At 66.3% G+C, this 13,292-nt stretch carries 10 protein-coding genes; 6 read left to right on the top strand and 4 right to left on the bottom strand.

The annotated features are described in order from the left end of the window. Positions 1 to 57: 57 nt before the first annotated feature. Positions 58 to 678, top strand: a complete 621-nt coding sequence (locus tag MKK62_RS00890) for a TetR/AcrR family transcriptional regulator (protein ID WP_240262839.1) — start codon at positions 58 to 60, stop codon at positions 676 to 678. Here MKK62_RS00890 and MKK62_RS00885 read toward each other — a convergent pair. Then, a complete protein-coding gene (locus MKK62_RS00885; RefSeq protein ID WP_240262840.1) occupies positions 675 to 2,282 on the bottom strand; it encodes an adenylate/guanylate cyclase domain-containing protein in 1,608 nt (535 codons plus the stop codon). The genes MKK62_RS00890 and MKK62_RS00885 overlap by 4 nt on opposite strands. Positions 2,283 to 2,331: 49 nt before the next feature. Here MKK62_RS00885 and nucS point away from each other — a divergent pair, with 49 nt between their 5' ends. Next, the gene (gene nucS / locus MKK62_RS00880; RefSeq protein WP_240262841.1) at positions 2,332 to 3,012 is read left to right on the top strand and encodes an endonuclease NucS; all 681 of its coding nucleotides are present in this window, start codon (positions 2,332 to 2,334) and stop codon (positions 3,010 to 3,012) included. 22 nt (positions 3,013 to 3,034) lie between these two features. Beyond that, the gene (locus tag MKK62_RS00875) at positions 3,035 to 3,331 is read left to right on the top strand and encodes an Rv1322 family protein (RefSeq protein ID WP_240262842.1); all 297 of its coding nucleotides are present in this window, start codon (positions 3,035 to 3,037) and stop codon (positions 3,329 to 3,331) included. Positions 3,332 to 3,334: 3 nt separating this feature from the next. Here the strand turns inward: MKK62_RS00875 and mce are convergent, their stop codons facing one another. Further along, positions 3,335 to 3,811 carry a methylmalonyl-CoA epimerase gene (gene mce, locus MKK62_RS00870; protein WP_240262843.1) on the bottom strand — a complete coding sequence of 159 codons (477 nt, stop codon included), beginning with the start codon at positions 3,809 to 3,811 and terminating at the stop codon, positions 3,335 to 3,337. Between the two features lie 79 nt (positions 3,812 to 3,890). Between mce and MKK62_RS00865 the strand changes: the two genes are divergently transcribed. Further along, a complete protein-coding gene (locus MKK62_RS00865) occupies positions 3,891 to 5,072 on the top strand; it encodes an acetyl-CoA C-acetyltransferase (RefSeq protein ID WP_240262844.1) in 1,182 nt (393 codons plus the stop codon). Positions 5,073 to 5,234: 162 nt separating this feature from the next. Continuing rightward, positions 5,235 to 6,143 (top strand): thioredoxin family protein, encoded by a 909-nt coding sequence (locus tag MKK62_RS00860; RefSeq protein WP_240262845.1) that lies wholly within the window; start codon positions 5,235 to 5,237, stop codon positions 6,141 to 6,143. Between the two features lie 4 nt (positions 6,144 to 6,147). Here the strand turns inward: MKK62_RS00860 and glgB are convergent, their stop codons facing one another. Both glgB and MKK62_RS00850 read right to left on the bottom strand, forming a co-directional pair. Beyond that, on the bottom strand, positions 6,148 to 8,343 hold the full coding sequence (glgB, locus tag MKK62_RS00855; protein WP_240262846.1) for a 1,4-alpha-glucan branching protein GlgB: 2,196 nt from the start codon (positions 8,341 to 8,343) through the stop codon (positions 6,148 to 6,150). A 4-nt stretch (positions 8,344 to 8,347) separates the two neighbouring features. Beyond that, positions 8,348 to 10,441, bottom strand: coding sequence for an alpha-1,4-glucan--maltose-1-phosphate maltosyltransferase (locus tag MKK62_RS00850; protein ID WP_286670880.1), 2,094 nt, complete (start codon positions 10,439 to 10,441; stop codon positions 8,348 to 8,350). Between the two features lie 187 nt (positions 10,442 to 10,628). Here MKK62_RS00850 and MKK62_RS00845 point away from each other — a divergent pair, with 187 nt between their 5' ends. Beyond that, the gene (locus MKK62_RS00845) at positions 10,629 to 13,241 is read left to right on the top strand and encodes a glycosyltransferase family 1 protein (protein WP_240262848.1); all 2,613 of its coding nucleotides are present in this window, start codon (positions 10,629 to 10,631) and stop codon (positions 13,239 to 13,241) included. Positions 13,242 to 13,292: the final 51 nt, after the last annotated feature.

Genomic DNA, 13,292 nt, shown 5'->3' with positions numbered 1-13,292 from the left:
TTGCGGTGAGAGAGTACTTACTTACAGCTCGGGTCGCAATCGAGTAGCGTCAGATTCGTGCATTCGGCGGACGCCTCCAGTCGGGACCGGCTACTCGACGTGGCGCTGGGGCTGTTCGCCACTCGCGGCTACGCAGCGACGTCGACCGCGGAGATCCAGAAAGCCTCCGGCATGTCCCCCGGTTCCGGTGCGTTGTACCGGCACTTCCGAAGCAAAAACGACGTCCTGCGGGCAGCGCTTCGGCGCGGTTTGGACCGGATGCGAGATTCCCAGTCGTGGCGGGAGGCCAACACCCCCGCCGACCGCGTGGACGCCCTGAGCCGGGTCGCCGACGCTGCACATCGCACGATCACCGAGAACGCCGACCTGGTGCGGCTGATGTTGCACGAGCCCGATGCCGCGCGCGACCTGGTCGATGAGTTGTGGATCCGCAACCTGGCCTTCGCCACCGAGACGATGGGGAATGCGTTGCACGTCAACGCAATCGAGACAGGCTCGGACATAGAGGACCCCGAGGCCATCGCTGCGGTGTTACTCGCCGCATTGAGCTATCCGCCGGTGATGCAGGTGATGCTCGGCCGGCCACCCGGCGACGTAGATCCCGAGCGTTTCCGAGATGCCTGGCTTCGGCTCAGCCGCGCCGTCTTCACCCATGGGGTGCCGACCGAGCAACGCTAGGCGAGCGTCGCCAACTGGGTGGGGTGATCGTGACCGCGCAGCGTGACGGTGTCTCCCAGCGTCCAGCAGTTCCGTTCCTCGTCGCCGGCGGCTTCGACGGTGTCCGAGGAGGCCAACAGTCGGCGAGGCGCGTTCTTGGCCAGCTCGCATAGCCGCGCGGCCTCGTTGACCGGCTCGCCGATCACCGTGTATTCGAATCTCTCCTTTGCGCCGACGTTCCCGGCGACTGCGGTGCCCGCCGTGACGCCGATGCCGGCTTTGATCTCAGGGACCTCGTTCTCGAGGCGACGGGCGATCGCCCGGGCGGCAGCCAACGCCTGGTCTTCAGGCCGCTCGAGGTGGTTCGGTGCACCGAACACCGCAAGCACCGCATCGCCCTCGAACTTGTTGACCAGCCCGCAGTGCCGGTCGACCTCTTCGACGATCACTGCGAAGAACCGGTTGAGCAGTTGGACGACTTCGGCGGCCGGCCGGCTCGTCACCAGCTGTGTGGAGCCGACGATGTCGACGAAAACCACCCCGACGTAGCGTTCCTCGCCGCCGAGCTCTGGCTTGTCCCGCTCGGCGGCCGCGGCGACCTCGCGACCGACGTGCCGACCGAACAGGTCGCGCACCCGCTCACGTTCGCGCAGCCCGTCCACCATGGCGTTGAACCCGCGCTGCAACTCGCCGAGCTCGGTGCCGTCGAACACCACCAGATCGCCGCGCAGATCGCCGTCTTCGACACGCTTGAGCGCCGCCCGCACGACCCGGACCGGCGTCGCCGTCAGCCAGGCCAGGATCCACATCAGCACGAAGCCGAAAATCAAAGCGGCGGTGGAGATCACAAGTATGGCCACCGCCAGCTGGTCCTTGCTGAGGTTATCGAGCAGCAGACCGCCCAACAACGCGGTGAGGGCGATGCCGAACACCGGGACGCCCGAACCCAACAACCAGACGGTCAGCGTGCGACCCATGATTCCCGGGGCCAATCGTCGTGGCGCCCGCCCCGCCTCGAGGGCCTGAGCGGCCACCGGTCGCAGCGCGAACTCGGTGAACAGATAACACGCAGTCGACACCAGGATGCCGGGGAAGGTGACGCAAAACCCGATGACCGGAATGAAGGTACTGTCCGCCAGCCCGTAGAGCGTGGTCAGCAGCCCGGCGCCGATGACCCAGAGCATCAATACACCGAAGGCCAGCCAGAACGGCGCGATGAAGGTCGCCCGCTCGTCGGCCGGAGTCGGTTCGTTCTCTTCGATCGCCCAGCGAAGTCTGGAGATGGTGCGATGGGTGATCGAGAAGGTACCCACCCCCAGCGCGACGACGCAGTAAGCCGGCGCGACGCCGAAGGTGATCCACAGCGGGGCGTCACCGAACACGCTCGGCTTGGGGAATGCGACGGTCAACAGCAGCGTCGATACCGCGATCCCGATGACGTTGGCGGCCACGATGAAGGTGGTGAGGATGATTTGGATGCGGACCCGGCGACGGGCCTGGCTCTCCGATACGCGCCCCAGCAACCAGGAACCGTAGGCCGGGGTTTCGGGCAACCGACCGCTCTGCCGGGTCAGCCGCTCGAGCACACGTCCCAGCCGCTGCGCGGTCGTTCGCTTGGCCATCATGGTGGCGTCAGCCTAATTGCTGCGGGGCCCCGCGCTTAAGGTGTGTTGCGTGCGCCTCGTCATCGCCCGTTGCACCGTGGACTACGTCGGACGCCTCACCGCTCACCTGCCTTCGGCGCGTCGGCTGCTGCTGTTCAAAGCCGACGGCTCGGTGAGTGTGCACGCCGACGACCGTGCCTATAAGCCGCTGAACTGGATGAGCCCGCCGTGCTGGTTGTCCGAAGAGCCCGCGGCCGCAGAAGGTGGTGCGCCCGTGTGGGTGGTGCAGAACAAGGCCGGCGAACAGCTGCGCATCACGGTCGAGGATGTCGAACATGACTCCACTCATGAGCTGGGAGTCGATCCGGGTCTGGTCAAGGACGGTGTCGAGGCTCACCTACAGGTGCTGCTGGCCGAACATGTCGAGCTGCTCGGCGCGGGTTACACATTGGTGCGCCGGGAATATATGACGCCGATCGGCCCGGTGGACCTGCTGTGCCGCGACGATCAGGGCCGCTCGGTCGCAGTCGAGATCAAGCGGCGCGGCGAGATCGACGGGGTAGAGCAACTGACTCGCTACCTGGAATTGCTCAACCGGGACAGTCTGCTGGCGCCGGTGACGGGCGTCTTTGCGGCGCAGCAGATCAAGCCGCAGGCGAAGACCTTGGCGACCGATCGTGGAATCCGTTGCCTGACATTGGATTACGACAAGATGCGGGGTATGGACTCCGACGAGTTCCGGCTGTTCTGAGCCGTCTCACTACACTGCGAACATGGCTCGACGCCGCAGCTCACCGCGCCGGCGACAGCCGTTAGCGCCGCTGCCCGGGCCACGCCGAGTGGAGGCCGGGCCGGACGGGCACGACTATGAGGTGCGACCGGTGGCCGCGACACGAGCGCTCAAGACCTATCGCTGCCCGGGCTGCGATCATGAGATACGCGTTCGCACGGCGCATGTCGTGGTGTGGCCGGCAGACCACGGCGAAGCGGCCGTCGACGACCGACGGCATTGGCACACACCGTGTTGGGCCAACCGCGCAACCCGCGGGCCGACGCGGAAGTGGTCGTGAAAGTCAGTGGGCGTCGTCGGCGGGTTCGACCAACTCGATCAGCACGCCGCCGGCGTCCTTGGGGTGGATGAAATTGATCCGGGAATTTGCCGTCCCACGCCGTGGTACGTCGTACAGCAGCCGGACGTCTTGGTCGAGCAGGCGTTCGGTCAGAGCGTCGAGGTCACTGACCCGGTACGCGATCTGCTGGATGCCCGGGCCGCGCTTGTCGAGGAATTTTGCGATCGCCGACGAGTCGTCGATCGGAGCCATCAGCTGAACCTGGGCGCTGCCGACGGCTGCGCCGCGCACGGACAGCATCGCCTCGCGAATGCCTTGATCGTTGTTGACCTCTTCATGCAGGACGATCATGCCGAGGTGGTCGTGGTACCACGCGATCGCGTCGTCGAGGTCGGGAACCGCGATGCCGACGTGATCGACCGCCGTCACCAGAGCGGTGCCGAGTACTCGACGGGTGTCAACTTGATCGGTGGTCATCACGTAACGGTAACCTGGCTGCTGAGAATCCGCTTCTCCCGATCGCTTCGATCGGCCCCTGAATCGCGCTGTGGAGGTAGTCATGACGACATCGGTGATCGTTGCTGGAGCACGGACGCCGGTCGGCAAACTGATGGGCTCGCTGAAGGACTTCAGCGCGAGCGATCTGGGTGCCATCGCGATCAAAGCGGCGCTGGAGAAGGCCAATGTGCCCGCGTCGCTGGTCGAGTACGTGATCATGGGCCAGGTGCTCACCGCGGGCGCCGGGCAGATGCCGGCGCGGCAGTCGGCCGTCGGTGCCGGTATCGGCTGGGACGTGCCGGCCTTGACGATCAACAAGATGTGCCTGTCCGGAATCGACGCCATTGCCCTGGCTGACCAGCTCATTCGTGCCGGCGAGTTCGACGTGGTGGTTGCCGGCGGACAGGAGTCGATGACCAAGGCCCCGCACCTTCTGATCGACAGCCGCTCGGGCTACAAGTACGGCGACGTCACGGTGCGCGACCACATGGCCTACGACGGCCTGCACGACGTATTCACCGACCAGCCGATGGGTGCGCTCACCGAGCAGCGCAACGACGTCGACAAGTTCACCCGCGCCCAGCAGGACGAGTTCGCGGCCCGGTCGCACCAGAAGGCCGCCGCGGCCTGGAAAGACGGCGTCTTCACCGACGAAGTGGTGCCGGTGAGCATCCCGCAGCGCAAGGGTGATCCACTGCAGTTCACCGAGGACGAGGGCATTCGTGCGAACACCACCGCCGAGTCGTTGGCCGGGCTCAAGCCCGCATTCCGCAAGGACGGCACCATCACCGCCGGGTCGGCCTCCCAGATCTCCGATGGTGCTGCCGCGGTCGTGGTGATGAACAAGGACAAAGCCATCGAATTGGGTCTGACCTGGCTGGTCGAGATCGGCGCCCACGGCGTCGTGGCCGGCCCGGACTCGACTCTGCAGTCACAACCGGCGAACGCCATCAAGAAGGCGATCGCGCGCGAAGGCATCACCGTCGAGCAGCTCGACGTCATCGAGATCAACGAAGCGTTCTCCGCCGTGGCGCTGGCGTCGATGCAGGAGCTGGGAGTGGACCCCGAGATCGTCAACGTCAACGGCGGCGCCATCGCGATCGGCCACCCGATCGGCATGTCCGGCGCCCGGATTGCGCTGCACGTGGCGCTCGAACTGGCCCGCCGCGGCTCCGGCTATGGCGTTGCTGCGCTGTGTGGTGCGGGCGGTCAGGGTGACGCTTTGATCTTCCGCGCCGGGTAGTTACCGGCCAGTACCGTTTGTGGCCCATGTGGCTGGACAGGCGTCCAGAAGTTTGCTGTGACGCCCGCTCGGCGGACATCTACACGCCTGATGTGATGTTGCTCATACGGGTGCCCGAACCGGGTGGAACGCGGTTGTCGTCGCCGTGCCAGACTTGATCATGTGAGCCGTCCACGCCCCCCGATCGGGCCCGCGTTGTCCGGCGCGGTCGATCTCTCCGCCCTCAAGCAACCTCCTCCCACGAGCGGCGACAGCCGCGGAGAGGGGTCGGCCCCGACGTCGGCCGGCATCGAGGTCAACGAGACCAACTTCGAACGCGAAATACTGCTGCGCTCCAACCAGGTGCCGGTGGTCGTGCTGCTGTGGTCGCCGCGCAGCGAGGTCTGCCTGCAACTGGCCGACATTCTGTCGGGGCTGGCCGCCGCGGATAACGGCAAGTGGGCGCTGGCCAGCGTCAACGTCGACGTGTCGCCGCGGGTGGCGCAGATCTTCGGCGTCGAAGTGGTTCCGACCGTGGTGGCATTGGCGGCCGGGCAGCCGCTGTCCAGCTTCCAGGGCGCCCAGCCGCCGGAACAGCTACGCCGCTGGATCGACTCGCTGTTGTCGGCGACCGCCGGCAAGCTCAGCGGCGCACCCGATTCCGACGACGAGGCCGACGAAGTGGATCCCGCGCTGGCCCAGGCCCGCCAACAGCTCGAGGACAACGACCTCGGCGCAGCGCTCGACTCCTACCAGGCGATTCTCGACGAGGATCCCAACCACGCCGAGGCCAAAGGGGCAGTGCGTCAGATCGGATTCCTGATGCGCGCGACCGCGCACGGGCCGGAGGCGATCGCCGCTGCCGACGCCAATCCCGACGACATCGAGGCAGCCTTCGCCGCAGCCGACGTACAGCTCCTCCGCCAGGACGCCAGCGGCGCCTTCGACCGGCTGGTCGCGCTGGTGCGGCGGACGTCCGGCGACCAGCGGACCTCAGTCCGGACCCGGCTGATCGAGCTGTTCGAGCTGTTCGATCCGGCCGACCCGGACGTCATCGCCGGGCGGCGCAACCTCGCCAACGCCCTGTACTGAACGGCTACTCCGGCGCCAGCCACAACGCCGACATCGGCGGCAACGCCAACACCGCCGAGGCCGGGCGTCCGTGCCACGGCTCCTCGGTCGCATCGACGCCGCCCAGGTTGCCGATCCCGGTGCCGTTGTAGACGGTGGCATCGGTGTTGAGAACCTCGCGCCACCGGCCGGCGCTCGGCAGCCCGAGGCGGTAATTGCTGTGCTCGGCGCCGGCGAAATTGAACACGCACGCCATCACCGACCCGTCGCTGCCGTACCGCAGGAAACTCAACACGTTGTTGGCGGCATCGTTGGCGTCGATCCAGGAATAGCCCTCGGGCTTGATGTCCTGGCTCCACAGTGCCGACGATTGGCGGTAGATCTCGTTGAGATCGCGCACCAGCCGGGCGATCCCCTCGGAGAAGCTGTGCTCGTCGAGCTGGAACCAATCCAGGCCGCGCTCCTCGGACCACTCCGCGCGCTGACCGAATTCCTGTCCCATGAACAGCAATTGCTTGCCGGGGTGGGCCCACTGGTAGGCCAGCAGACTGCGCAGTCCGGCCGCCTTCGTGTGGTCGTCGCCCGGCATCCGTCCCCACAGCGTGCCCTTACCGTGCACCACCTCGTCGTGGCTGATCGGCAGCACGAAGTTCTCGCTATAGGCATAGATCATCGAGAACGTGATCGCGTGGTGGTGATAGGTCCGGTAGATCGGGTCACGACCGAAGTAGTCGAGCGTGTCGTGCATCCAGCCCATGTTCCACTTCATCGAAAAGCCAAGGCCACCAACGCTTGTCGGCCGGGTCACGCCGGGCCACGACGTCGATTCCTCGGCAATCGTGACGATGCCGGGCGCCGCCTTGTGGGCAGTGGCGTTCATCTCCTGCAGGAACTGCACGGCTTCGAGGTTTTCCCGGCCGCCGTAGATGTTGGGTGTCCAACCGCCTTCGGGTCGCGAGTAGTCCAGGTAGAGCATCGATGCGACGGCGTCCACCCGCAACCCGTCGACGTGATACTGCTCGAGCCAGTACAGCGCGTTGGCGACCAGGAAGTTGCGCACCTCGGCACGACCGAAATCGAAGACGTAGGTGCCCCAGTCGAGTTGCTCACCGCGGCGCGGGTCGGAGTGCTCGTAGAGCGGTGTGCCGTCGAATCGACCCAACGCCCACGCGTCCTTAGGGAAGTGCGCGGGCACCCAGTCCACGATCACGCCGATGCCGGCCTGGTGCAGCGCGTCGACCAGTTCGCGAAACTCGTCGGGCGAGCCGAACCGGGACGAGGGCGCGTAGTACGAGGTGACTTGGTACCCCCAGGAGCCACCGAACGGATGCTCGGCCACCGGTAACAGTTCGACGTGGGTGAATCCCTGCGCCACAACGTATTCGGTGAGTTCGCGGGCGAGGTCGCGATAGGACAGTCCTGGCCGCCATGAGCCCAGATGGACCTCGTAGGTGCTCATCGGCTCGAACACGGCGTTGCGCTTGGCGCGGGCCGTCATCCACTCCTCGTCGGCCCAGCGGTGGTTGCTGACGTTCACCCGTGAGGCGGTGTGCGGCGGCACTTCGGTCGCGAACGCCATCGGGTCGGCGCGGTCGGTGACCGAGCCGTCGGTACCGTGCACGCGGAACTTGTACAACCCGTCGTGGGGAAAGCCGGGCCAGAACAATTCCCACACGCCCGAGGACCCGAGCATCCGCATCGGCGCCTCGTTGCCGTTCCACGCGTTGAAGTCAGCGATCAGGCTTACGCCCTTGGCGTTGGGAGCCCACACCGCGAACGACACCCCGTCGACGACGCCGTCCGCGGTCTTGAACGAACGGGGATGGGCGCCAAGCACTTCCCAGAGTCGTTCGTGGCGACCCTCGTTGAACAAATGCAGGTCGACCTCGCCCAGCGTCGGCAGAAAGCGGTAGGCATCGGCAACGACGTTCGGCTCACCGCCGTCGTAGCGCACCTCCAGCCGGTAGTCGATCAGGTTGACGAATGGCAGCGCAACCGCGAACAGGCCGGAGTCGATGTGTTGCAACGGGACTCGATCGTCGCCGACCAGAGCGACCACCTCGGCGGCGTGCGGGCGGAAGGCGCGAATGACGGTGTGGTCGCCGTATTCGTGGGCGCCCAGGATGCCATGCGGGTTATGGTGCTCGCCGGCGACCAGCCGGGCCAGGTCACTTGGCTCAGGCGCCAATCGGGCCTTCGAGAGTTGGTTGCTGGACTTCAAAGCGTCACCTCCGGCTCAACAGTTTGAATCGTGATTCGGACGGTATGAGCGGCATGTTGATGACGTGAGCGACGGCGTGACCGGGGTCGATGCGGATGTAATTCGCTGCCCCCCATTGGTATTCCTCGCCGGTGATCTCGTCACGCACCCAGAACCGCTCGTGGTGCTCCATGCCCAGCGCGTCCATGTCCAACCAGAGCGTGGCTTCCTCGGGACCAAACGCGTTGAGCGTCACGACCACCAGCACGCAGTCCCCGGTGAGAGGATCGAACTTGCTGTAGGCCAGCAGCGCATCGTTGTCGATGGCATGGAATGTGATATTGCGCAGTTGATGAAGCGCCGGATGAAGCCGGCGAATGTTGTTCAGCCGTGCGATGAACGGCTCAAGCGACCGCCCGGCCGCCAGCGCGCCCTCGAAATCGCGGGGCCGTAGCTCGTATTTCTCGGAGTCGAGATACTCCTCGCTGCCTTCGGCGACGGCGCGCCCCTCGAACAGCTCGTATCCGGAGTAGACCCCCCAGGTGGGACTCATCGTCGACGCGAGCACCGCTCGGATCGCGAACATCCCTGGCCCGTTGTGTTGCAGGCTTGCGTGCAGGATGTCTGGGGTGTTGACGAACAGGTTGGGCCGGCGGAAGTCGGCGATGGCCGGTATCTGCTGGGCGAATTCAGTCAGCTCCCACTTCGAAGTACGCCAGGTGAAGTAGGTGTAGGACTGGGTGAAACCCAGCTTCGCCAAACCGAATTGGCGGGCCGGGGGAGTGAACGCCTCGGCCAGGAACAGCACGTCCGGGTCGGCCGCCTTGGCCTGAGCGATCAGCCACGCCCAGAAGTTGGGTGGCTTGGTGTGTGGGTTGTCGACGCGAAACACCTTGACGCCGTGATCCATCCAAAACCGCACCACACGCAGCACCTCGTCGTAGATACCGGCGGGGTCGTTGTCGAAGTTGATGGGATAGATGTCTTGGTATTTCTTCGGCGGATTCTCGGCGTAGGCGATGGTGCCGTCGGGCAGCTCGGTGAACCATTCGCGGTGGTCTTTGGCCCACGGATGATCCGGCGCGCACTGCAGCGCTAGGTCCAGTGCCACCTCCATGCCGAGGTCCTGCGCCGCGGCCACGAATCGATCGAAGTCGGCGATCGTGCCAAGCCGCGGATGCACAGCGTCGTGACCACCCTCGTCGCTGCCGATCGCCCACGGTGACCCGACGTCGCCGGGCGCGGCCGTCGCGGTGTTGTTGCGGCCCTTACGGTGCACCTTGCCGATCGGGTGAATCGGTGGCAGGTAGACGACGTCGAAACCCATCTGCGCGATCCGGGGCAGGGCTGCGGCGGCGGTTTCGAAAGTGCCGTGCACCGGGTTGCCATCAGCGTCCCATCCGCCGGTGGAGCGCGGGAACATCTCATACCAGGACCCGAAGCGGGCCAGGGGACGGTCCACCCAGACGCCGTACTGCTCGCCGCGGGTAACCAGTTCGCGCAGCGGAAATTCGGCGAGCAGCTGTTCGATCTCGTCGCTGAGCGCGAGCGCGGCCCGGGTCACAGGGTCGCCGGGAGTGCGCAGGGCTTCGGCCGCTTTGATCAGCGGTTCGCGCTGGGCGCGGGGGACTCCGGCGGCGGCGCGTTCCATCAGTTGCGCACCTACCAGCAGGTCGTTGGACATCTCGCTTTCGCCCTGGCCGGCGTCCAGTTTGGCCTCCACGCCGTGCCGCCAGGTGTGGATCGGGTCACCCCAGCCGTCGACCCGGTAAGTCCACAGGCCCACCCGGTCGGGTGTGAACGCGCCGTGAAAGATGTACGGCTCGAGGCCGTCGGGGCTCATCGGCAGGTGCAGCGGCTTGACCCGGATCGCGGGCTCTGCTTCGGCTTCTGCGACCGCCGGAGCGGGCGTCGCCTTCAATCGGCGCGTCTCGCCGACCTGCGGGTAACGCGGACCGAGGTAACGCACCACCAGCGTGGCCGCCACGGCGTCATGACCTTCCCGCCACACCGCCGCGCGCACCGGAATCACCTCGTCCACCACGGCTTTAGCCGGATAGGCGCCGCATGACACGACGGGTGCGACGTCATCGATCTCGACACGACCGGGCACCGCCACTCCTTCTGAACTAGTCGGTTCTCGTCCTGGGCGTGTGCGAATCGCGACCTGCGCGTCTTCGGCCCAAGATGTTTTGGCAGGCACTCTGCGCCCCATACCCACCGTAGTGTCGGACCACACCTGAGGTCGGGTCGAGCGTCGCGTTCGGTAGACGAAACCGGCATCGGCGTCACTAAGGTAGTGATGCGTGAAAGCCCTTCGTCGTTTCACGGTCCGAGCCCACCTTCCAGAGCGCCTGGCGGCGTTGGAACAGCTGTCGATCAACCTGCGATGGTCGTGGGACATGCCCACACAAAGCCTGTTCGAGACGATCGACCCGGCGCTGTGGACGCAGTGCGGTCGAGATCCCGTCGCGCTGCTGGGCGCCGTCAGCTCGGCTCGGCTCGACGAACTGGCACTCGACAGCGGCTTCCTGGACAGGCTCGACCAGTTGGCTGCCGAACTCGACGACTATCTCGGCCGTCCGCTCTGGTATCAGCAGCAACAGAGCCACGGTGTTCCGATGCCCAACGGCATCGCGTATTTCTCGATGGAATTCGGGGTCGCCGAAGTCCTGCCTAACTACTCCGGCGGCCTGGGCATCCTGGCCGGCGACCATCTGAAGGCGGCATCGGATCTCGGACTGCCGCTGATCGCGGTCGGCCTGTACTACCGCTCCGGCTATTTCCGGCAGTCGCTGACCGCCGATGGCTGGCAGCACGAGGAATACCCCTCGCTCGATCCGGCCGGACTGCCGTTGCGGCTGCTCACCGACGACTCGGGCGCGCCGGCGCTGGTCGAACTGGCGCTCCCGGAGTCCGGCTCGCTGCGAGCGCGGATCTGGGTCGCCCAAGTCGGACGCGTCCCGCTGCTGCTGCTGGACTCCGACATCCCCGAAAACGAACACGACATGCGCGGGGTCACCGACCGTCTCTACGGCGGCGATCAAGAGCATCGCATGCAGCAGGAGATCCTGGCCGGCATCGGCGGAGTTCGGGCCATCCGCGCGTTCACCGCGATCGAAGGATTGCCCGCGCCCGAAGTCTTCCACATGAACGAGGGCCACGCCGGCTTCCTCGGCGCCGAGCGGATCCGCGAACTTGTCGACGCCGGACTGGATTTCGACACCGCGCTGACTGTGGTGCGCTCCAGCACCGTGTTCACCACCCACACCCCGGTGCCCGCTGGAATCGACCGATTCCCGGTCGACATGGTGCAGCGATATTTCGCCGGCAGCCCGAGCGACGCCGCAGGCGTCGCGGCCGGGTCGGTGCTGCTGCCGGGGGTACCGGTCGGCAGGATCCTCGCGCTGGGCGCCGAAGACGACCCGGGCAAGTTCAACATGGCCCACATGGGTCTGCGACTTGCCCAGCGCGCCAACGGTGTTTCGCTGCTGCACGGCGAGGTCAGCCGGGAGATGTTCAACGAACTGTGGTCCGGCTTCGATGCCGACGAGGTGCCGATCGGGTCGATCACCAATGGCGTACACGCACGTACCTGGGCGGCTCCGCAATGGCTGCAACTGGGCCAGGAGTTGGCCGGGTCGGATTCGTTCAGCGACCCCGGTGTCTGGCTGCGGGTGAATGAAGTTGACGGCGGCCACCTTTGGTGGATCCGGTCGCAACTGCGCGCGCTGCTCGTCGAAGATGTCCGCGCGCGGCTGCATCGGTCGTGGCTGGTTCGCGGCGCGCCGGAAGCCGAGTTGGGTTGGATCGCAAGCGCATTCGACCCTGAGGTGCTGACCATCGGGTTCGCCCGCCGCGTGCCGACCTACAAGCGGCTGACGCTGATGCTGCGCGATCCGGAGCGGCTGCGACGGTTGCTGCTCAACGAGGACCGGCCCGTCCAATTGATCGTCGCCGGCAAGTCACACCCCGCCGACGACGGTGGCAAGGCTTTGATCCAGCAGGTGGTCCAATTCGCCGACCGGCACGACGTGCGGCACCGAATCGCGTTCCTGCCCGACTACGACATGTCGATGGCCCGCCTGCTGTACTGGGGCTGCGACGTCTGGTTGAACAACCCGCTGCGACCGCTGGAGGCATGCGGCACGTCGGGGATGAAGAGTGCCCTCAACGGTGGGCTCAACCTGTCGATCCTCGACGGGTGGTGGGACGAGTGGTACGACGGTGAAAACGGTTGGGCCATTCCGTCGGCATCTGGTGTCGCCAACGAGGACCGCCGCGACGACCTCGAGGCGGCCGCCCTGTACGACCTGCTCGAGAAGTCCGTCGCGCCGAAGTTCTACGAGCGCGACGAGCACGGCGTGCCGCGCCGGTGGATCGAGATGGTTCGCCATACGCTGCAGACGCTGGGGCCAAAAGTGCTGGCATCGAGAATGGTTCGCGATTACACCGAGGGCTACTATCTGCCGGCGGCGGAGTCGCTGCGTAAAACGGTTTCGGTTGACGGCGACGGGCAGGTTGCATTCGACCCGGCCCGCGAGCTGGCCGCCTACCGGCGACGCGCCTTCGACGCGTGGCCCAATATCCGGATCACCGACGTCGACAGCACCGGTCTGCCGGACACCCCGATTCTCGGGTCGAAGCTCACCCTGACCGCGACCGTCCAACTGGGTGACCTACGGCCGGAAGACGTCACCGTTCAGGCGGTGGTCGGCCGGGTGGAGGTCGGCGACGTGCTGGTAGATCCCGTGACGGTGGAAATGCCCTACACCGGAACGGCTTCCGGCGGGGACCACGTCTTCGCGACGACGACCCCGCTGCCGGTCGCTGGCTCGGTCGGCTACACCGTCCGGGTGTTGCCGCACCACCCGATGCTGGCCTCGGCCGCGGAGCTGGGGCTGGTCACGCTGGCCTAGAGCGCCGACGATGCGGGCCGGGACGGCCCGCTGAGGAGGTGGTAATCCGGC

Origin of the sequence: Mycobacterium paraterrae (assembly GCF_022430545.2) — a bacterium.
Taxonomy (GTDB): Bacteria; Actinomycetota; Actinomycetes; order Mycobacteriales; family Mycobacteriaceae; genus Mycobacterium; species Mycobacterium paraterrae.
This window is presented reverse-complemented; position numbering and strand designations above follow the sequence as displayed.